10 protein-coding genes are annotated in these 21,273 nt (G+C 41.4%); 5 read left to right on the forward strand and 5 right to left on the reverse strand.

What is annotated here, in order from left to right:
• The 3 genes from dnaA to gyrB all read left to right on the forward strand — a co-directional run bounded on the left by dnaA (nt 1) and on the right by gyrB (nt 5,425).
• Nucleotides 1-1,554 carry a chromosomal replication initiator protein DnaA gene (gene dnaA, locus GKR41_RS00155; protein ID WP_226809850.1) on the forward strand — a complete coding sequence of 518 codons (1,554 nt, stop codon included), beginning with the start codon at nt 1-3 and terminating at the stop codon, nt 1,552-1,554.
• 201 nt (nt 1,555-1,755) lie between these two features.
• On the forward strand, nt 1,756-2,862 hold the full coding sequence (dnaN, locus tag GKR41_RS00160) for a DNA polymerase III subunit beta (protein WP_226809851.1): 1,107 nt from the start codon (nt 1,756-1,758) through the stop codon (nt 2,860-2,862).
• Between the two features lie 85 nt (nt 2,863-2,947).
• Nucleotides 2,948-5,425 carry a DNA topoisomerase (ATP-hydrolyzing) subunit B gene (gyrB, locus tag GKR41_RS00165; protein WP_226809852.1) on the forward strand — a complete coding sequence of 826 codons (2,478 nt, stop codon included), beginning with the start codon at nt 2,948-2,950 and terminating at the stop codon, nt 5,423-5,425.
• 1,898 nt (nt 5,426-7,323) lie between these two features.
• On the opposite strand, the gene gshA is transcribed toward gyrB, so the two are convergent.
• Nucleotides 7,324-8,943, reverse strand: a complete 1,620-nt coding sequence (gene gshA / locus GKR41_RS00170) for a glutamate--cysteine ligase (RefSeq protein WP_226810266.1) — start codon at nt 8,941-8,943, stop codon at nt 7,324-7,326.
• A 1,317-nt stretch (nt 8,944-10,260) separates the two neighbouring features.
• On the opposite strand from gshA, the gene GKR41_RS00175 reads away from it, so the two are divergent.
• Nucleotides 10,261-11,265 (forward strand): sodium:calcium antiporter, encoded by a 1,005-nt coding sequence (locus tag GKR41_RS00175; RefSeq protein ID WP_226809853.1) that lies wholly within the window; start codon nt 10,261-10,263, stop codon nt 11,263-11,265.
• 124 nt (nt 11,266-11,389) lie between these two features.
• On the opposite strand, the gene metE is transcribed toward GKR41_RS00175, so the two are convergent.
• Nucleotides 11,390-13,669, reverse strand: a complete 2,280-nt coding sequence (metE, locus tag GKR41_RS00180; protein ID WP_226809854.1) for a 5-methyltetrahydropteroyltriglutamate--homocysteine S-methyltransferase — start codon at nt 13,667-13,669, stop codon at nt 11,390-11,392.
• A gap of 105 nt (nt 13,670-13,774) precedes the next feature.
• Between metE and GKR41_RS00185 the strand changes: the two genes are divergently transcribed.
• Nucleotides 13,775-14,674, forward strand: a complete 900-nt coding sequence (locus GKR41_RS00185; RefSeq protein WP_226809855.1) for a LysR family transcriptional regulator — start codon at nt 13,775-13,777, stop codon at nt 14,672-14,674.
• Between the two features lie 786 nt (nt 14,675-15,460).
• Here GKR41_RS00185 and GKR41_RS00190 read toward each other — a convergent pair.
• The 3 genes from GKR41_RS00190 to GKR41_RS00200 form a co-directional block, all read right to left on the reverse strand.
• Nucleotides 15,461-16,225 (reverse strand): phytanoyl-CoA dioxygenase family protein, encoded by a 765-nt coding sequence (locus GKR41_RS00190; protein ID WP_226809856.1) that lies wholly within the window; start codon nt 16,223-16,225, stop codon nt 15,461-15,463.
• Nucleotides 16,226-17,844: 1,619 nt separating this feature from the next.
• Nucleotides 17,845-18,066: a type II secretion system protein gene (locus tag GKR41_RS04025; RefSeq protein WP_420885656.1), complete on the reverse strand. Its 222-nt coding sequence runs from the start codon at nt 18,064-18,066 to the stop codon at nt 17,845-17,847.
• Between the two features lie 1,389 nt (nt 18,067-19,455).
• Entirely contained in the window at nt 19,456-19,734 is a 279-nt protein-coding gene (locus GKR41_RS00200; RefSeq protein WP_226809857.1) for an HU family DNA-binding protein, read from the reverse strand.
• Between the last annotated feature and the right edge of the window lie 1,539 nt (nt 19,735-21,273).

Raw genomic sequence — 21,273 nt, forward strand, 5'->3', positions numbered from 1 at the left:
ATGAACGATTTCTGGGAACATTGCTCAACTCTACTGGCGCGTGAGCTAACGCCTCAGCAGTACGTAACATGGATTAAGCCACTCTCGCCTGTCGGCTTCGATGTTGAGGCGAACACGGTGCGTATTGCCGCGCCGAATCGCTTTAAGCTTGACTGGGTGAAAAGCCAATTTTCTAGTCGTATAACCGATTTAGCACGCGATTTTTGGCAGCATCCAGTGCAAGTGAAGTTCGTCCTTCATGCTAAGGATTGCCTAAAAGCATCTCCAGCGCAACTCATGAGCGGTAGCGCACTCGCTAACGCTATAGACGCGGTTATTGCAGCGACTTCGAGCGCGTCGGCTGCTGCACCCGCTAATAGCTCAGTACCTTATCCAACGATAGATCATGCGCTTAGCATATGCAGCTCCTCAACTGTGAATAATAACTTGAATATGGGTGAGCTCAACCTAGACGTGAAAGAAGCTATGGCAGTATGGCGCTACCCCAGCCTCGGAGCTCTTACGTCCTTAACTGATACGGAGTCCACATACGAGTGTTCTAAACTTAATCCAGTGCTCACCTTAAAAAATTTTGTTACTGGTAAAGCGAATCAGTTCGCTCATGCTGCGGCGATCCAGGTTGCTGATAACCCCGGTATATCGTATAACCCACTATTTCTATACGGCGGCGTCGGTCTTGGCAAGACACACTTGATCCATGCGATTGGAAACGAACTTCTACGGGGCCGGGCTAGTGCTCGAATTCGATACATTCATGCGGAGCAGTATGTCTCCAATGTCGTGAGGGCATACCAGCGCAAGGCATCCGACGAGTTCAAGAAATACTACCATTCGCTTGACTTACTCTTGATCGATGATATTCAGTTCTTCTCTGGTAAGTCACGTACGCAGGAAGAATTTTTCTATGCTTTCGAGGCGCTTGTCGCAAATAAAGCGCAAGTTATCATTACAAGCGATACGTATCCGAAAGAAATATCTGGTATTGATGACCGATTGATCTCGCGATTTGACTCTGGCTTGACCATAGCAATCGAGCCGCCTGAACTAGAGATGCGAGTTGCGATTTTAATACGTAAGGCGCAGTCTGAAGACGTTGTGGTAAATGAGGATGTTGCATTTTTTGTCGCTAAGCACCTGCGATCAAATGTGCGAGAGCTTGAAGAGGCGATTCAGAAAATTCTCGCGTATTCAAAATCCCGTGGACAAGGAATCACGATTGATCTCACTAAAGCGGCACTAAAAGATCTACTAACAATTCAAAATCGTCAAATCTCAATTGAAAGTATTCAGAAAACCGTTGCCGATTTCTATAACATAAAAGCCGCTGATATGTATTCCAAAAAACGGCCGACTAATATTGCTCGGCCGCGTCAGATTGCAATGCACTTAGCTAAGGAGCTTACGCAGAAGAGCCTGCCTGAGATCGGGGAACTATTCGGTGGCCGCGATCACACAACAGTGTTACACGCAGTGCGTAAAATCTCTAATGAGCGCAGCAAAGACATACAACTGAATCACGAGCTACACGTACTCGAACAAACTCTTAAAGGATAAGCGACACAGCACTATATTGTGCTCTAGCTATTACTACACTTTAGTAAATGTTACGTAAAAAGGCATGATTGTGCCTATATGCATCAGGTACACTTGTGCGTTTTCAGGCACAATGGCAGTTTAAGGAAACAGCCGAAACTTAGTTTCTACGCAGGCAATGTGGAGTGTATAAACCATCATATCATATCAAGAAGGAATTCTATGGAATTGGTAAAGACCGAACGGGATACTTTGCTGCGTCCGCTACAGATGGTTAGCGGCATTGTCAAGCGCCGCCATACACTGCCGATTCTCGCAAATCTGCTTATATCTAAGAATGGCCTAGACGTATCATTCCTGTCTACCGATCTTGAATTGCAGATTACCACGCGTTCCGATTTTGGCGTCGGTAACGAAAAAGTAGCTACGACAGTAGCTGCGCGAAAACTTGTCGATATCTTGCGCGCGATTCCAGTTGGCAATGTCACACTTGCATTGTCTGCAAAGCGGCTAATCGTTCAGTTCGGAAAGAGTCGGTTTGCACTGCAAACTCTACCAGCCGATGAATTCCCGATGCTAGCACAAATAAAAAACTTCGGCGCCAGCTTATCAGTTTCACAGAAAACGTTTAAGCAATTGCTTGGGATGGTGTACTTTGCGATAGCGCAGCAGGATATTCGCTATTACTTGAACGGTATGCTTCTGGTAATCGATGGTGATCAGTTAATAGCCGTAGCGACTGATGGTCACCGCCTTGCGTTCGCATCAATGAAGACGGATAGCGCATTCGCGCGACAGGAGGTCATTATTCCAAGAAAAACAATTCTTGAGCTTCAGCGACTTCTAGATGATAGCGATCATCTACTAAAAATTGATATCGCACCTACGCAGGTGAAATTTATATTTGGCCAGGTAGAGTTAGTATCTAAGCTTATCGAGGGTAGGTTCCCGGAATTCCAGCGCGTGATTCCGAGGAACTATACAAACATATTTGTAATAGACCGTAACGAATTACAGCATTCCTTGCAGCGGGCTGCGATTTTGATGTCGGAAAAATTTAAAGGCGTTCGATGTATTATTGCACCAGGCCAGCTAAAAATTATGTCTACCAATGCCGATCATGAAGAAGCGCAGGAAGAACTAGAAATCGCATACCATGGTGATACGCTGGATGTTGGCTTTAACGTTATATATTTATTAGACGTACTCGCGAACTTGAAAGTCCGTATGATCCAAATCGCATTAGGCAGCGATTCAACATCAAGCGCGTTAATTACCATTCCAGAGAACAAAAAATTTAAGTATGTAGTAATGCCAATGCGAATATGATTAGGATAATGACTAGGATTCTAGTATAGGCCAGTCAATTTAATGTTTATTGGGTATTAAAGCAGCATAAAAAACCGGAAAATTTATGATTGAACAGCAAAATCCGCAATCGAAGTCAGATACGGATAATGGCTATGGCGAGTCCTCAATCCAGATTCTAGAAGGTCTCGAAGCTGTACGCAAGCGCCCAGGAATGTATATTGGGGACACTTCCGATGGCACCGGTCTTCATCATCTTGTATTTGAGGTACTCGATAATTCGATTGACGAAGCACTTGCTGGACACTGTAATGACATTCACGTAGTTATCCATACAGATAACTCAATCTCTGTAATTGATAACGGTCGGGGGATCCCAACTGATATTAAGCGTGATGACAAGCATAGACCGAAGCGCAGTGCAGCTGAAATCGTGATGATTGAGTTACACGCCGGGGGTAAGTTTGATCAGAACAGCTACAAAGTATCAGGTGGACTACACGGCGTTGGTGTATCGTGTGTTAATGCACTATCTAAATGGCTACGGCTCACTGTGCGCCGTAGCGGTAAAAAACATTTCCTAGAATTTCATCGTGGCGTTGTATTAGATCGCGTACTTGAAAAACGCGATGATCAACAAGTATCTCCTATGATGATTATAGGGGATACCAAGAGTCGCGGCACTGAAGTGCACTTTTTAGCAGATGAGGCAATTTTTGGTACTATTGAGTATCACTATGATATTCTCTCCAAGCGCATACGCGAGTTGTCGTTCTTAAATAATGGCGTAAGAATTCGGTTAACAGACCAGCGTAGCGGGAAATCAGAAAATTTTGAGTTCTCTGGTGGTGTGAAGGGTTTTGTAGAATACATCAACAAAACGAAACAAACACTGCATCACAATATATTTTATGTTAGCGGCGAGAAAGACGGCATTGGTGTCGAGATTGCAATGCAGTGGAACGATAGCTTCAATGAAAATGTCTTGTGCTTTACAAATAATATTCCACAACGAGACGGCGGAACCCATTTAACCGGATTGCGAGCGGCTTTGACTCGTGTAATTAATAAATATATTACCGACACCGATATAGCAAAAAAGGCAAAAATAGAAACAACTGGAGACGACATTCGCGAGGGACTGTCATGTGTACTTAGCGTTAAAGCTCCGGAGCCAAAGTTTAGTTCGCAGACGAAAGATAAACTAGTGTCCTCAGAAGTACGTGCTCCAGTCGAGGAAGTCGTGGCAAAAGCGCTTGAGGAATACTTGCTAGAGACACCACACGACGCGAAGATTATTTGCGGTAAAATCGTAGATGCGGCGCGAGCACGAGATGCCGCACGCAAGGCTCGTGAAATGACACGCCGAAAAGGTGTGCTAGATGGTATCGGTTTACCTGGAAAGCTAGCTGATTGCCAGGAAAAAGACCCAACAAAATCTGAGATTCATATTGTAGAAGGTGATTCTGCCGGGGGTTCCGCAAAGCAGGGACGTGATCGAAAATTTCAGGCGATCTTGCCACTGCGCGGAAAAGTGCTAAACGTCGAGAAAGCACGATACGACAAACTGCTATCGTCTGAGCAGATTGTCACACTTATTACTGCCCTGGGTTGCGGCATCGGAAAGCATGATTACAACCCCGAGAGGCTTCGCTATCACCGCATCATTATTATGACCGATGCAGATGTGGATGGCGCCCATATCCGAACGCTACTGCTGACATTCTTCTACCGGCAAATGCCCGAGATAATTGAACGCGGGTATGTCTATATCGCACAACCCCCCCTCTTCAAGCTAAAGACTGGAAAAGATGAGTTTTATTTAAAAGACCAGAACGAATTAAATCATTATATGCTTAAGCTAGCGTTATATGGTGCAGAGCTGATACCATCAGAAGGTGGAAAACCGATTCATGGTACTGCGCTAGATAAGCTCGCACGCTCGTACCTTCTTGCGCAAGCAGTAGTAGATAGGCTTAGCCCCATCTATGATAAAGATTCGCTTGAAGCAATTATAGAGGGGGTAACTATTGACTTGACGTCTGCCGATACAACACGTAAATCCGCAGAAGCAATGCGGAGCAAAATGCATGATATTATTCTAGGCGTATCAATCTCACCACAATATGATGCCACATATGAGTTATATTCGCTACGCATCGATCGGCAGTATCATGGTAATACTAAAACTTCAATCATCGACGAAAAATTCTTACTAACTACAGATTTCCAACAGCTGACGAATACTGCCAATATATTCAAGGGGCTAATTGGCTTCGGCGCAATAATCAAGCGTGGTGATCGGATGATGGCTATAAAAAACTTTAAGAGCGCAATGAAGTGGCTAATCGCAGATGTAGAACGAAACGTATCTAAGCAACGCTACAAAGGGCTCGGCGAAATGAACCCTGGGCAGCTGTGGGAAACTACGATGAATCCAGCTAATCGGATTTTACTACGCGTACAGATTGAAGATGCAATTGCCGCAGATAGAATTTTTACAATATTGATGGGTGATGAAGTCGAGCCGAGACGAGCGTTTATCGAGAGCAATGCCCCGCAAGCAGGGAACTTAGATATTTAAGGCCTACTATATGTAGATTACACTATCCCAAAGATCTCTTTCTATCAGTTAGTTAGAAACTTCAGTATTTCTTTTTTGTAAACTGCAAGACAAAATAATAAAATGGAATAACCGCATACTATCAAATAGTACTAAAATTTAGTAACCGACTGCAGTATCGATACTGTTATTTAAAAGAATAAAATATTTAGATTTAGCTCTCCGCCACTGCATCTTCCACTTATTTCATACATTTTATTAAAGTACTATTTAGATATGGGGGGTAAATTGCAAAATTAATATCGACTCGATAGTCTTGAAGACTCATTAAGCTATCTATTGATTAATATCAATAATTATTGCCTAGCTCTAGCTATACAGTATAGCCCTCATCTAGCTCTTGAAGATAATGACTTAGGAAGTATCAATTTAGAAAATCTCGGCGTATTTAATATAAATAAATTAATATTTCTATACATAGTAGAATATATAATTCTGCAATGGTTTAATCTTATTTTCCTTAGGGGGGTATTTAGAGAAATCAGATTATAATCAATTGTATTAGAGAAATCAAAAGTTTTCAACATGCATCGGTATTCTCGCGCAACCATGATCTTTGCTACACTGAAATCGGTTGGCACCCCATTTTTATTTTATACAAAAGAATAATCTAAGGAAAATTTTTACCGAATTCTTACCAACTGTAAGTGATAGTGGATACTCAAAAATTTTCTTCTACCGAATGCAATCTTAGCGTCAAGATTTATATAGAGATATTCTTATTCTTTAGTGCGAGCCGGCATATACTATTGTATATAAATTACATGCTGTCTTAAGCAAAAATATACTATTGTATGAAATTAATGCATATTTCATCTTTTCTATCGACAGTATTTATTACCATAGAGTAACTCTAAATTGAATTAAGAAATTAAAAAGTAAAAATCTTATTATATTTCATTGTGTCATTCGAAATACAAGTACTAAATATCTCTGGAAACATTAAGTTTTCAGAGATATTTCTATTGGACCCGATCGGTATCGTACAGTAGTTTACCTAAACTACGTCAACTAATAATCTACTCCAATTTTAGGTAGCAATATTATCGCTTTCGATATCTCTCGCACGTTACTAAACATACAGCCATGCCCAAGCAGATACTAGATTATAGAGGACCAGCACTAAAATTCTAGTGCGTTGATTTTGCTTATTGTGAATAAAGTAATCTTAGTAAGCAACGTAGCTCAGAAGAATACTGCTATATTTTCTAACGTCTAGCAAGAATAAGTATCGCGCTAATGTACAAGCGTATATATTACATATTAAAATGTAAATAACGATAGTAATAAAGTCGTAATGTTCTGTATAACAGGTAATCGTATAGATTAATCGGAGTATTATACATAATACTCCGTATATTCTGGATGGTTAGATCTACTGGTCAATAACGGGGTGTTTTTTAGGGAGATCTTTATGTACTTCCTCGTTTAGGAATTGGAGTAAGGCATAAGCGATAGACAGGACATTCATCCTAATAATGCTGGTTTTTTGCGACTATTCGATGTCGATGAGCATACCTTCTTTTGTAAGGATGAATATTTGGGATCAGAGAATAAAAGTCGCTTTATTATAGATATAATTCGATGATGTAAGCTTTGCTATCTTTATCTAAAGTTCATACATTACTAAATTACAGGTACTTACCTCATCCCTGAACACCTCGCTTGTCATTAGATTTCTGCTATATAGTTAAGCATTAGAAATATACTGTGAGTATATAAAAACCCTGAAGCTGGCCATACTATGGACTATCAACGTATGATATGCGGGAATGGTGCGCCGAGTCTTTAACTCGCAACACTCGCAATATAAGCTCCAGGCACATTTTACAGACTATGCTAATTATAAGACCGAGGTATCAGACGTTGATTCGGTGCGGCGTATACGCGTGGTAGGATTCCATAAACTGATCAAATTGACCTAGTTCAGCCTGCTCAATCTCATTTTGTTGCTGCAACGAACGCACTGCAAGTGTTGCATAGTGATCATGCATCTCTCTTGATAGCGGCCGAGCACGCATAGCTGAGGCGTGCTTTGCACTCTGCTCGAGTGCAAAGCGAATAAACGAACGACCTGTTGTGTTCATATCGTCTAATATACGCGCCGAAGGAGTCAACGCAAAGTTTTCAACCTTTGTGCGTTGTGCAGATAGTGCGGCGCAATATCGACCTCCACCATCCTGTGTATCAAGTAATACCGCAGCCAGCTCGATCTTCTCAAGCAATTCAATGGCCCAGTCTTGCAAAGAAACTAGTCGGCCATCGCGAGATAACTCAAGTCCAGGACGTCGTGCCTGCATTACTACACAAGCAAAGTTATTATTTGCTTCTATATGCTCCGCCGCATAGAGTAACGGACTTTCATCGAGCGCGCAGTATAATAAGTACGCCTCAAGAAAACGCGCGGTATTAGACGAGATTCCGATAGCCTCAAAGGGATCGATATCAAGTAATCGCACTTCAATATACTGAACGCCGCGAGATGCAAGAGCATGAAGGGGGCGTTCACCTGATTGCGTAATGCGCTTCGGACGGATCGTCGAATACAGCTCATTTTCCATCTGAAGCACGTTAGTGTTGATTTGCAACCACTCGCCATTTCGTTTCGTGCCGAGTTGCTTATAGGGAGGATAAGGCTGACTAATTGCATTCGCTACAGTATTTAGATAGTTATCTAAATTGTTATAATCTGCACTAACTGATGACTGTCCAGGAGTATTTTGGTAGCCAACTAAATCGCTCATTCGAAGACTAGTTGCATAGGGCAGAAATAACGTATCTGCATCGAAAGTATCTAGCCCATTCAGGCATCCACGCACGAAACTGCGTGAGAGTGCAGGCGAGGCACCGAACAATAGCATTAGTAGCCAACTGCTACGCCGGAAATTTCGGATGAGGGCAAGGTATGAATTCGACTGATACTGAAGCGGGGAGCCATCAGTGCGCTCGTGCTGTTGCAATAATCGAAAAATATCTTCATGCAACGAAAAGTTATAGTGAATACCAGCGATACACTGCATGGATTTTCCATAACGCAGCGCTAACCCGCGCCGGTAAACATGCTTAAGCCGGCCAATATTTGATGTGCCATATTGCGCAATCGGAATTTGTTCCTCGGGCGGCAGCACACAGGGCATTGATGCATTCCATAGTAACTCGTCACCAATCGACTCATAGACATAACGATGCAGCATATCAAGCTGCTCGAGCATTACATCGGAAGTATGCTGAGCTGGAGTGATAATCTCAAGTAATGACTCTGAATAATCGGTTGTCAGCTGAGCATGTATAAGCGCCGAGCCCAGTGCGGTAGGGTGTGGCGTAAGCCCGAGCATTCCATCACGCCGTACCCTTAGGCTTTCTTTTTCAATGCCCTGTAAACCTTTGAGCAGCAATGGTCGATGTGCGGGCTGCATCAATAAAGCCAGGCGTCTAGCGTACGTATCCGTCGTTTGGAAGGAAGGCGTGTTCTTGAACATTATCGTATAGTATACCGTAATCGGTTTTCTACCACGATATATATTCACGAGCAACATACTTTTAGATGCACCTTAAAGATTGCTGATTCTATCTAGATAAAACTAATTAGTTATTTTCAGTACTGTTTTCAAAATTTATCTGGTTAGCTATAGTGCTAATGTATCTTGATAACTAGACGATAGTTCGCGTAGGCTAAGATTCTCGATGCCCCTATAAATACCCCAAAATATACTATGCGATAAGCGATAATAACAGCTGTTGCAATGCGGCAAGACCCAGTATATACAAAAAGCCATTCTATCTGAGATTAACATGTTAAAGAGTTATACTCTTACCTAAGAAAGTATAATCTAGCGCTTTAGGCTATTCCAAGAAAAATTATAGGTTCCGCACTTATGTATCACACACAGTGTGATACTAGCTGAGCGCTAATAGATGGGTAAGGCTCGCAATTATTATGAGTGCGAGATACTTGAATAATAAAAGTTACATAGTATTACATCATAGGATGATAAAGCACTTCTTAAGCAATAATATGCGTCGGATTATTATAAGAACTATTCTTATAGTTTAGCGCTTACAACGCATGTTGTGTATGCAACATCAACAATCTCTCTATTAAACAAGACGTATTTTAAGTAGTACATCGACATCCTCGATGTCATAGGTTTTGTCAATTGAATAGCATGGTGTAGCACTAATGTAAGCATCTGATTTCATCAGCTAATAAAAGACAGCTACCTCCCCCACTTTTTTATAGATAGACCCTAAAAAGTCTGCGAAAAAGCAAAAATTTCGAATTCTGCGCGCCTCTAATTAGATATCTTTATCAGACCTGCAACGAAATCCCAGTTAAGTGCAATCACGCTTATTTTAGATAGGCGCATATTACCCGTGTTTTTTCTATAGGCTCCCTCTCTATATATGACTTTTATAGGCTAAGCCTAACGCTGGCTATATTTTGTCTCTCGGATCAAGATTGATAAATATTCCATACTCGTCTTATTCCAGGTGAGCGGATAACTATTAGTTAGAATGCACGGCATTTAGGCGAGTGTTTGTTTTATGTTACTACGTCGTGTAAGTTCTAGTAGCTAGAGTAGCATAGACTTATGTTTTTACCTCTAAATGATTCCTTTATCACTAACTTACCTAAGCTCGCCTAGAGCTAGCGCTGCGCCCCATACTCAGTCAGATTGTGGCGCTATGCTTTAGATCTTCATATATCTAACCGTAGAGATATATCGTGCAACATCTATATTTCCTCTACTTGCATGCTCATTTCTCTATGCAGTCTGTTATGCCGGGAGCCGCGTATGACTAGGATTGTGCTCCAACTTATTCTGATGCTTGCGGCAATTTTGCTTGCCGCTGAATTATTTACAAATGCGCTAGAACACCTAAGTAAGCGGATGAAACTATCCGATGGCGTAACCGGCTCATTATTCGCGGCAGTCGGTACTGCATTACCGGAGACGTCAATCCCGATAATCGCTATTCTGTCTGGGCGCGGAGAGCACCTTAACGAAGAAATTGGGATAGGGGCCATTCTGGGTGCGCCGCTGATGCTTGTGACACTATCCACATGTCTAATGACACTATCTATACTAGGCCGGCGTGGGCTTTGTGGTCGTATACAGCCAGAGACCAGCGGTATTAAACGGGATCTTAACTATTTTTTATGTGGGTTTTCGTTATCAGCCGTCACGATGTACGTGCCGCATACAAATGTAGTGGTGCGGGCAGGGTTGAGCATTACCCTTGTATGTATGTATATATATTACGTGTATGCGACATTGAAAGCGTCGCAAGCATTAGTGAGCATCGAGCACAGCACGACAGTGCTAGACCGCATGTATCTATCGCGCATTGGTATCCCTATGCGTCTCATGACGATTTTATTTCAGCTAAGTATTTCGCTAGTTTTACTGATTAGTGGCGCGAAAGGATTCATGTATTACGTAGATAAGTGCTCCCAGATGTTAGGAGTATCACCACTGCTATTATCCCTGCTAATTATTCCAATCGCTACGGAGTTACCAGAAAAGGTAAACACTATTTTGTGGGTGCGGCGCGGGAAAGATACCCTCGCATTTTCGAACCTTACTGGTGCTATGGTGTTTCAGGGGACAGTGCTCCCAGCGCTTGGCATTATGCTTACCCCATGGGAGCGGCATTTCGAGATTCTAACTAGCATCGTCATTACATTAATCGGGGCAGCATGGTGTCGAGTACTGTTGCACGATCGCGGCTTACCAATTTGGGCCTTGCTATGCAATGGAATTCTCTATGCGGTTTATTTGAGCATGATGTTAGCATAATCTCGTAGGATTCCTATAACTGCACCGAAAACGGAAATTTCCCCGGATTCGGTGCATACTAAATTAGATCGCCAAACACTACAAATTAGCGTTTAGCTTGCTAAAGTTTAACTGGGGGTCACGTCTATATAGTGCTACGCAATTTATGGGCTGCAGCTACCATATTGTGTAGTGCCGGGACAACCTCTTCCCATGCGCGTGTCTTTAGACCACAGTCAGGATTAACCCACAAACGCTGAGCTGGTATACGCTTAGCTGCCTGTAGCATTAGGTGGATAATATGATCTTGGGTGGGAATATTTGGTGAATGGATATCGTACACACCCGGTCCAATCTCATTCGGATAGTTAAAGTGATCGAATGCATCGAGTAACTCCATATCCGATCGCGATGTTTCGATTGTGATAACGTCTGCATCCATATCTGCAATAGATTCAATGATATCATTGAACTCAGAATAGCACATATGTGTATGAATTTGCGTGTTATCTCGTACACCGTTAGCCGCAATCCGGAACGCGCTGACTGCCCACTGCAAGTACTCATGCCATTGAGCTCTACGTAGAGGTAAACCTTCACGCAGAGCAGCTTCATCAATCTGAATTACGCGTACGCCCGCATTCTCCAGGTCGAGCACCTCTTCTCGAATCGCTAAAGCAAGTTGCTGACACGACACAGCGCGTGGCTGGTCATCACGTACGAACGACCAGTTTAGGATTGTTACGGGTCCTGTCAACATACCTTTCATCGGCTTGTTAGTTAGCGACTGTGCATATTGAATCCACTTAACCGTCATCGGCTTGGGCCGAATAATATCACCGAACATGATCGGTGGTTTCACGCAACGCGAACCATAAGACTGCACCCAGCCGAATTGACTAAAGGCATAACCCTCGAGCTGCTCGCCAAAATACTCGACCATATCATTTCGCTCGGCCTCACCATGCACTAAAACGTCGAGTCCTAGTAATTCTTGTTCGCGCACGCTACGCGCGATCTGCTCGCGCATAGCGGTGTTATAGCTCGACTCATTTAATTCACCTCGACGGAAAAGATTACGTATATGTCGAATCTCTTCAGTTTGTGGAAATGATCCAATTGTCGTGGTCGGATACAGTGGTAGTTTCAACTCCTCGTGTTGCTTGCACGCTCGTTCGGAATAAGGGCTAGTGCGGCGCTCCATATTAGCGTCGATACGCGCAAGGGCTGTCTTAACGGCCGGATTATGAACGCGTGTCGATACTTTACGTGCCGCTATAGCGGTCTGATTATCCCGAAGTTCAGTCTCCATAGACTGCCTGCCGTTATTTAACGCAGCAGACAGAACACTCAGTTCGTTGAGTTTTTGAAGTGCAAATGATAGCCATGAACGGAGTTCAGTATCGAGCTCACATTCACTTGTTATATCTACCGGAACGTGCAGCAATGAGCACGATGGAGCCAGCCAAAGGCGATGACCAAGTTGTCTATGAATTGGCTCAAGCCAGTCAAGTGTTGCGAGGAGATCAGTTTTCCAAATATTACGGCCATTGACAATTCCAAGCGACAGAACGCGGTCAGAAGCTAGCTCCATAATTACATCAGGGATCTCATTGTACGCATTAAGCGCATCTACATGTAGTCCCTGAACTGGCAAGCGACAGGCAAGCGACAAATTCTCTCTTAATTGCCCAAAATAGGTAGCTAATAGCAACTTCACTTGATCAGTATGCAGCGTATTGTATGCACGTATAAACGCCTGCTGCCAGGTCGGATCCAGCTCAGTCACAAGGATTGGTTCATCGATCTGCACCCATTCAGCACCTTGCTCGGCAAGCTTGGCTAGCAATTGTGTATAGACCGGCAACAGTCGCGGCAGTAATTCGAGTTTATCTGAGTCATCCTTAGTTTTTCCGAGCCAGAGATATGTCAGTGGCCCGATAATTACCGGCTTAGCTTTTACACCAAGGCATTGCGCTTGTTTAAACTCATTAAGAAGTCGCGATGAATCAAGCGTAAAGACGGTAGATGTGCTTAACTCTGGTACGATATAGTGGTAATTGGTATCAAACCACTTAGTCATCTCGCTGGCCTGTACATCATAATTGCATACCCTATCCGTGGCAGAACGCCCGCGAGCAATCCGAAAATAATTATCGAGTGAATCGCCAGATAGATCACGTACTCGTTCCGGTAAGTTGCCGAGAGTAAAACTCATATCGAGTACTTGGTCATAGAATGTAAAATCACCCACTGGTGACCAGTCTAATTTCGACTGGTTAGCCCAGTGCCGCTGACGTAATTCAGAGCCCACTGCCTTCAGTGCATCCAACGAAGATTGTCCCTTCCAGTAGGACTCGAGCGCGAATTTTAATTCGCGCTTCGCGCCGATGCGCGGAAAGCCTAGATTGTGCGTAATAGCCATAATTCTAAATGGGAGGTGTTAAAAGTAAATTCACTATATGAGTGCAGTTGCATGGGAAAAAGTGATAATATTTCATATATGCATTAATTATTATCATGGTTTAATATGCTCGAACGTATCCACCTGGCGATTGTGCGCGAGGTTGACAGGCGAGGTTCATTAACAGCTGCAGCCGAAGTATTGTGCCTGACCCAGTCAGCGCTCAGTCATACGGTTAAGAGAATGGAGCAGATGCTGGCTACGACAGTCTGGCGTCGTGAAGGCCGAAATTTACGACTTACCCAAGCAGGAGAATATTTATTAGCAGTTGCTAATCGCGTACTACCACAGCTAGAGCATGCACAAGCGCGACTATCCCAATATGCACAAGGAGCTCGTGGCACGCTACGCATCGGGATGGAATGTCACCCATGTTACCAATGGTTACTGAAGATAGTATCTCCTTATCTAGCACAGTGGCCAGACGTTCACGTAGATGTGAAACAAAAGTTTCAGTTTGGTGGTGTTGGCGCGTTGTTCGTCTACGATATAGACATCTTAGTTACACCTGATCCGTTGCGTCGTGCGGGTATTTATTTCGAGCCCGTGTTTGATTACGAGCAAGTGCTGGTAGTCCAACGTGGACATGTATTAACACGCGGTACTCATGTAGATCCGATACAGTTAACGAGCGAGGTTCTCATTACCTATCCAGTTGATATTGATCGGCTAGACGTATATATGCAATTTCTAGTGCCGGCTGGCGTTCGGCCAAAGCTTCACAAAACAATCGAAACTACCGATATTATAGTGCAAATGGTTGCTAGCGGACTCGGTGTTGCTGCATTACCTTGTTGGTTAGTGCGGGAATATGCAGATAAGATGCCGATTGATACCGTCCGCTTAGGACGCGATGGTATTGCTAAACAGATCTTTGTTGGCATGCGAGAAGCCGATATTGACACAGACTACCTTAGTGCGTTCGTCGCGCTTGCCCGACACTCACACTGCTATGTAGCAGTATAGCAACACATAGCAGTGTGAGTGTCGGGCAGTACGTTCAAAATATGGGATACTTGAAATAATGCGAAAGAATGTTGTAATGACACTATGCTCTTGCTACTTTTCCCTGAAATATGAAAACTTTGTTTTCTCACATTGAGCAGCATGATAATCTGTAGAGATAGGGGATACTTATCCTAAAACGCTCCAACATTATAGATACATAAGTGATGTTAATAAATTAAAACCTGTTCGTATGCATCAAGTCTGCAGCTAAATGCGCAACTCTTAACTAAATAAGCTATAGAGTTTATTTTGTTAGACTAGTTATTCCAGAGTAAAATACTAGCTACTTGTAGTAGAACTGGCTCATATAACTTCTTAATAAGAAACCTTGTAGTTTTAGCCTGTTACGCTTTGATATTTTGTGGTTAATTAGATTCACAATACCGGACTGATCATCAAGAAATATTTTTTGAATCTTTTCTTTAGAACTCTGTCGCGTATATTCTGCTATACACATATAGTATTCTGCTAACGAGATAGTGAAGTACCGTTTAATCTAATTAAAAAAATGAGTTTTTGAGTATGAGTATGAACTTCACACATTATTTTCATGAAATTCGTTATACTTTTTCGAAGGAATGCCGGCCAATAGTATAATTGTGGCTATTTGCTACTGAGCTAGTGGCACTAGTATATTTTTTAGACGAGCTTTGAGTTAGCAACGGTAAGGCATAAAAAATAATGCTAGGCGGAGATCACGCGCTGCATATAGATCTTTACTTATGCGCAACCACTATTTCTACCTTATAGGAGAACCTCCGACTTAGCCGCTGAGCGAGTGCCTGGAACCGGTAAATTACTAATACCATGATAAGTGAAAACTAGTGAAAACTTGATGTCATCAGATAAGTTTTTTCCCGCTGCATGCAATGTATTGCAATGAAAGAATATTGCATCACCTAAGTTTAAAGTTGGAGAAATAGCCGTTCTAATCAACGCCACATTCTCCGACGTATCAAGGCGGAAAAACTTCGATTCGTCAAAACGTTCAGCGGATAAATCTAATATATGGGATCCCGGCACAAACCGTAGTGCGCCGTTCTCTTCAGTTTCAGTACCAAGCGCAAACCATACAGATATAAGGTCCTCTCGCTCAAATGCCCAATACCGGACATCTCGGTGCCAGCTTGTCTGGCTTCCGTATGTTGGATGCTTCGTCATCAAACAATTATGATGCGCAAGAGAGAGCGCGATATGCTCGTCAAAGTACAATGCTATCCGGCTCCGGATTTTTGCTGATTTTGCTAGATTCTGATATATTTTACTTCGTGCGTAAGCGTCTAGCAAACGGCGTACAGTATTTCCGCCAGGTGCAATACGTGATTTTGGTGCGCCTAAGTAGTGCAAATCTGATTCAAATTCAATGGCCCCATTCAGCCGTGTCAGCTCAGTTCGGGCCGCATACTTGATCGCTTCGCAAAGATTAGCCGGCAATAATCTAGGTACTATGACAAAACCATCCCGCCTTAGCAACTCAATCTGGCCTTTATTTGATAAATACTCCGCCATCGCATATCCGGTTCAATGACTTAGAATAATTTTACGTGTAGTAACGCGTAGCGAGTTTTTTATCTTATCTTTACTTGCTTGCATACATACACGCGTCATAGTAAACAGTACTACTGTTGGTCATCTATTCAGATGTATTATGTGCACTGGCTATCTTTACTTTGCCGTTTCTTATTTCTTTTGCACTACAAGTAACACATCATTCACGTTAAATTCTTCTTCATACCATGATTATTATATGTCGAAGTTCTCTAAATAAAAGCTATTCACATAATCTACCCAGTTCAGCTATGTCAACTAGTCGATACTTCGCAAAGATCTAGTTAGCGTCAGTTGCTGCTGACGCTTCACTAATTTTAGTATGGTGATACCAGTGGGTAACAACTCAGCGAGTGGGGGTAACATTGATTTAATCGAATTATCTGCGATTTATAGTTTTTGAAAAGCTCTACATCATAATAAGATTATATATAAACTATAAACCTCGCACTACTGTACTAATATTAACAATATTAGATGTATGCCACTCACACCGGTACAGATAGAGATCGGATAATCTACAGGTGATAGTACTATATTCAAGTGTTCATCATATTAGCTAAAGCTTTATTTAAAAAAGCATTCAAATCAAAAAATGTCGAGGATATACATATAGAACTCACTACGTAAAATGCTCAGGTTAAACGAACCTTATAAATGCATATCATATCAGACCTACCCTAGATCGCCTGGAACTCAACACCGCCTTCATAATTTACGAGATAAACAATCCAGCTACTTGTATTCAGATATATCTGAGCTTTTATCTGAAATGCATTTTCGGGGTCGTTGAGGGGGGGCATAAATCTGCAATTGAATTATTTGATCTTAGCAATAACAGTGATTAACAGTGGTTTCTAGAATGCTAGAAGTTAGTACTGACCTTCGAAAATAAACTAGGAGCATAGTATAGTGTGTTTCTATCTACTGCATCTATCCACTCAGTAGCTAGCAAATAGCTAAACAGTAATAAGTACCTTCCAGTACTTCCTAAGTAATAGACACCCAGAGACAGGTGATACGAGCCGATACTGATGACACCTGCCTTTGCTTTCTTTGAAAAATATAGCCCAGCCAATTCGTAAGCTGGCTTTATATAACAAGCTAATACTTCCACGCTCTCACACTCTTAATAAGGTAGAAAGCATATTAGAATGTGATTGCTGCTAAGTATAGATTCTGAACCCAGTATCTTGTTTTCAACTCAACGAACTTCGAAGCAGTATGTCTGATAACACCAACTTAGGTAACTTCCCAATAAATATAATCTGCATTAGTAATATCATTACTTTTTAAACCGAACACGACCCTCGACTGTTATTTCGTCGAGATCCAGATTATATGCACTCTTCCTCGTATTTCCATGATCCGTTACTACACAATAATTGCGTAGTTAAGTACTACAGTAGATATCTTATATAAATGAGAATCCTTCACTACAAGACTAGAACTGATGCTTGAGTGACTCTAGAAGTTATGATGGTGGGTATACATGCTCCCGTTATTTTAAGTTTCCAATATACTTTGACGGCTTCCGGATCAACATTTATAAACCCTATTCTTGTGTTAAATATCAGTTATTACCGAGTCGGTACAGATTTGCATGCATTCATGATTGTAACAATATGGGTGGCTTTAGCGTGATGATTCCGGTCGTGATGACTCTTGATTTTAGATGCTAAGAAAGAGGCCAAGATCCCTAAAATCGCGATCATGACCATAACTTCAATAAGTGTCAAACCACGATGGCGTATCATCTGTATATTGACTAATCGCCGAATTTTTCGTTTTGTGTATCGCATTCTTGCCTCATTACTTAAATTAACTAAAATCTATGCGACAAACCATCTATTAGATCCAGGTGACTCGTTTTATACTCAAAGCTATTTAAATCTGCTATTAAGATTAGTATACTAAGGAGATATTCACACTTCTGTATATGGCTATAAAGCATGAATCATCTAATAAAACATTTAATAATTAAACGCGCTAACGTACAAATCTTACTTGAGATTTAGCGACGTCTTCTCGCCCTTAGTAGATACGATGGGATGTTCTATTGTACTGGGGTTTTACTAGATTGCCATAAGCAGATCAAACCCTAAAGCTTCACATCGTAAATAAATCATCACATCTATCCCTTATATACAACATGCCGGTATAGACCACTAAGTCAGTAATGTCTGCTGTACTACTATCCGCAGTTTTAAGTCCTAAATTTCTCAGACCAGTATAACTTTCGTTTATATATCATTAAACTGCGAAAGCGCATTAAGATCTATTATCTATAGCCCCGTTTAATTATTATCTTTAATATGCTTAATAAATCTTACTATCGCGCGCACGACATCATATAATGTTGTTTTTTAACGATAGACTCTTAACGAAATTTGTACTTTCACTATAGGCTTATACGTAGGATAAGCGAGTTACATGGTAACTATTTTATGAGAGATTATAGTGCCTAATGTGTGATTCCATGCTCAAATACACACTAAATATATTCTCGAGTGTTAATACCTTATATAGTCTTCACGAATTCGTGATCAGATAGTCGGTGCTTTATCATTAAGACGAAAATAGCTATTCGACCCTCAGGAATATTTTATTCAGTCCAGATAGTTAGCTCGTAACCTCACTGACCACTTGAGTAACACTTTTTCTGAGAGCATGCATGCGCCTTCTTCAAACCATCTACTTAGAAACACACTTTAATTATTTATTGGTATATGAGTTAACAATAATCTAGTCATCGCTTGAACTGTCTGTCTATCAATATAAGCAGCATTAACTAACTACCACTCTTTATATGGTAGTTTCCGGGCGGGAAATTTTATGATACTGGAAAGTTGTGTTTAACACTGGTGCAAGAGCTCACTTAGTGCACAACCATAAGTCATGTGAGTGAATAGAACAATAAGACTTATCATATTTAATGTAAATTGCTCTAATGAACTAAAGTTACAACGGTAACTTACACCAAACATTAAAGAACTGTGAATAGAGAGCCTTAATTCGTCTGTATTATTAAGATTTTTACTTTTAGGATCTTATCCTCATAAAAACGAGGTTACTTTATATATCGTCGATGTTTGCGGGGGGGTGTAATGTATGCTACACCCCGCACATTCAGTGGATATAGCTCAAAAGTGCACCTATACAGGTGGAGCAACATAGGTGCACCCGTAATATCAGCGATTATTGACGGCGTCTTTGAATGCTTTTCCAGCAGTGAATTTGATGGTCTTTGCAGCGGGAATCTTGATCGCCTCACCCGTCTTTGGGTTTCGGCCGGTGCGTGCTTCGCGATTACCGGTGCCGAAGCTGCCGAAGCCGATCAACTGAACGCTGTCGCCACTGGAAACAGATTTTTTAATAACTTCGAGCAGAGCGTCGAGTGTCTCACTAGTTTGCAGCTTGCTGGTACCAGTCTTCAGAGAGACTATGTCGATCAGTTCCTGTTTGTTCATACGTATCCTTTTGAAGTTAATTAATTATGAACGCTACAAACGCGCCGATTATACGTGCGTGCACTAGACATTGCGTCTAGTTCTGTGATTCTGCCTTAAGCATTCCGAGAACCACTTGCATTAATACGGTATTAGTATTGCTACCCTCCCGATTAGGGTTAATGCTCTTTATGCGTATGTGAATAGTACCGTCCGTAAAAACCATAGAAAATTTTTCTAAAATTAGTTTGGAGTAATTTACTCGCTCTTTCGTGTGCTGTATGTAGTATGCAACGAGATTCAGAAAATATTAGCTTCTAACCTTAATAGAAACTGGCCTAATATTAGTTAGGCTTTGCAAATTTAAACCTCGAATTACCAAGTTTTATTTGGGCATTTTATCCGTAGAATATCTTAAAAATTCCTATCAGGATAAAAACATCAGTACTATGCTGATCATTTATTATTCGATTAGCATCATCAAAGTATGTTCATAGCTTCTACTTTCTGTACTGTAATCCGAGAGATGCGCATTATAATCTACGGGGTGAGTAAGTAAGACTTACATGCGATTATAGAATTTTTCTGGTCTGCCTAATTCAGCTAGAAGTGCTGCGCTATTAGCGTTCAAAAGTGCAAAATTATAATCGCAAGATGTTAGGAGTATGCTTAACTTTGGTAATTCGGTTTTTGTTTTTATCCAGATAATTATGGAATCTGGTAGCTCCTGAGCATAGACGTTCTCTATACACCAGGAGTGCTGTTGGGTATTGATCAACTTTAATTATACGCTATAACTAGATAAACTAGATTAATGATCGGAATCAGCTATCGCTATGAGTGACGCTAACCCAGCGGGGATTAGGATAACTCCCTCTGCTAGAGGGAGTTACATGGTATTAATTGATTCGAGAGGGGTGTAGAAGACAGATGATAATCTTATGCTTAGTCGAGAAAGTGACTAACTTTAGAAACATCGGAGTTTGTACGGCGGTTCGCTGATAGTTTATAAAGATTTGTATTGTCAGTGATGGAGAATGAATGTATCGATAGCCAGATCAATAGAAAGCTAAAGCTACTAAGCGTGGGGGGGGCTGGTGAACGCATTGAGTGGACGCATTACCGTCTGAAGTTATCTAAATTGTACTGTAGACAAGAATATCAATTACCAGAGTATATCACTGGATACTTTCAACCACGAGTTTATGCTTGCAATAAGTGAGACAAAAATATAGTGTTTGGCACACATTTTTATGTGGTTTTTTCACTCCAGTAAGTCTCTGTTTAAATTAAGATAATTAATGTTATGCACAGGAAAATCATTCCTTTGTTAACTGCTATTATATTTAGATATAACAAAGAATTTTTATACAAGACTTGTAAAAGTTACAAGTCTCTAAAGACTATGTATTCATACATATAATGAGGTTCACAAATTTGTTATTGCATTCTATAATAGAAACCACGTTATTTACGTGTATTGAAAAATCTGAAGCAAGATGCATACTAATATATTCTGAGTATCGTTTTTCTGGTTTGGGTACACTAATTTTATTCTTA

The organism is Candidatus Vallotia laricis, from assembly GCF_020541325.1.
In the GTDB taxonomy this organism is placed as follows: domain Bacteria; phylum Pseudomonadota; class Gammaproteobacteria; order Burkholderiales; family Burkholderiaceae; genus Mycetohabitans; species Mycetohabitans laricis.

What these genes read in the sequence shown, in the direction of transcription:
- GKR41_RS00190 (WP_226809856.1), bottom strand. Translation starts at nt 16,225, where the DNA reads ATGGCGGAGTATTTATCAAATAAAGGCCAGATTGAGTTGCTAAGGCGG.
- GKR41_RS00185 (WP_226809855.1), top strand. Translation starts at nt 13,775, where the DNA reads ATGCTCGAACGTATCCACCTGGCGATTGTGCGCGAGGTTGACAGGCGA.
- metE (WP_226809854.1), bottom strand. Translation starts at nt 13,669, where the DNA reads ATGGCTATTACGCACAATCTAGGCTTTCCGCGCATCGGCGCGAAGCGC.
- dnaN (WP_226809851.1), top strand. Translation starts at nt 1,756, where the DNA reads ATGGAATTGGTAAAGACCGAACGGGATACTTTGCTGCGTCCGCTACAG.
- dnaA (WP_226809850.1), top strand. Translation starts at nt 1, where the DNA reads ATGAACGATTTCTGGGAACATTGCTCAACTCTACTGGCGCGTGAGCTA.
- gyrB (WP_226809852.1), top strand. Translation starts at nt 2,948, where the DNA reads ATGATTGAACAGCAAAATCCGCAATCGAAGTCAGATACGGATAATGGC.
- GKR41_RS00200 (WP_226809857.1), bottom strand. Translation starts at nt 19,734, where the DNA reads ATGAACAAACAGGAACTGATCGACATAGTCTCTCTGAAGACTGGTACC.
- gshA (WP_226810266.1), bottom strand. Translation starts at nt 8,943, where the DNA reads ATGTTCAAGAACACGCCTTCCTTCCAAACGACGGATACGTACGCTAGA.
- GKR41_RS04025 (WP_420885656.1), bottom strand. Translation starts at nt 18,066, where the DNA reads ATGCGATACACAAAACGAAAAATTCGGCGATTAGTCAATATACAGATG.
- GKR41_RS00175 (WP_226809853.1), top strand. Translation starts at nt 10,261, where the DNA reads ATGACTAGGATTGTGCTCCAACTTATTCTGATGCTTGCGGCAATTTTG.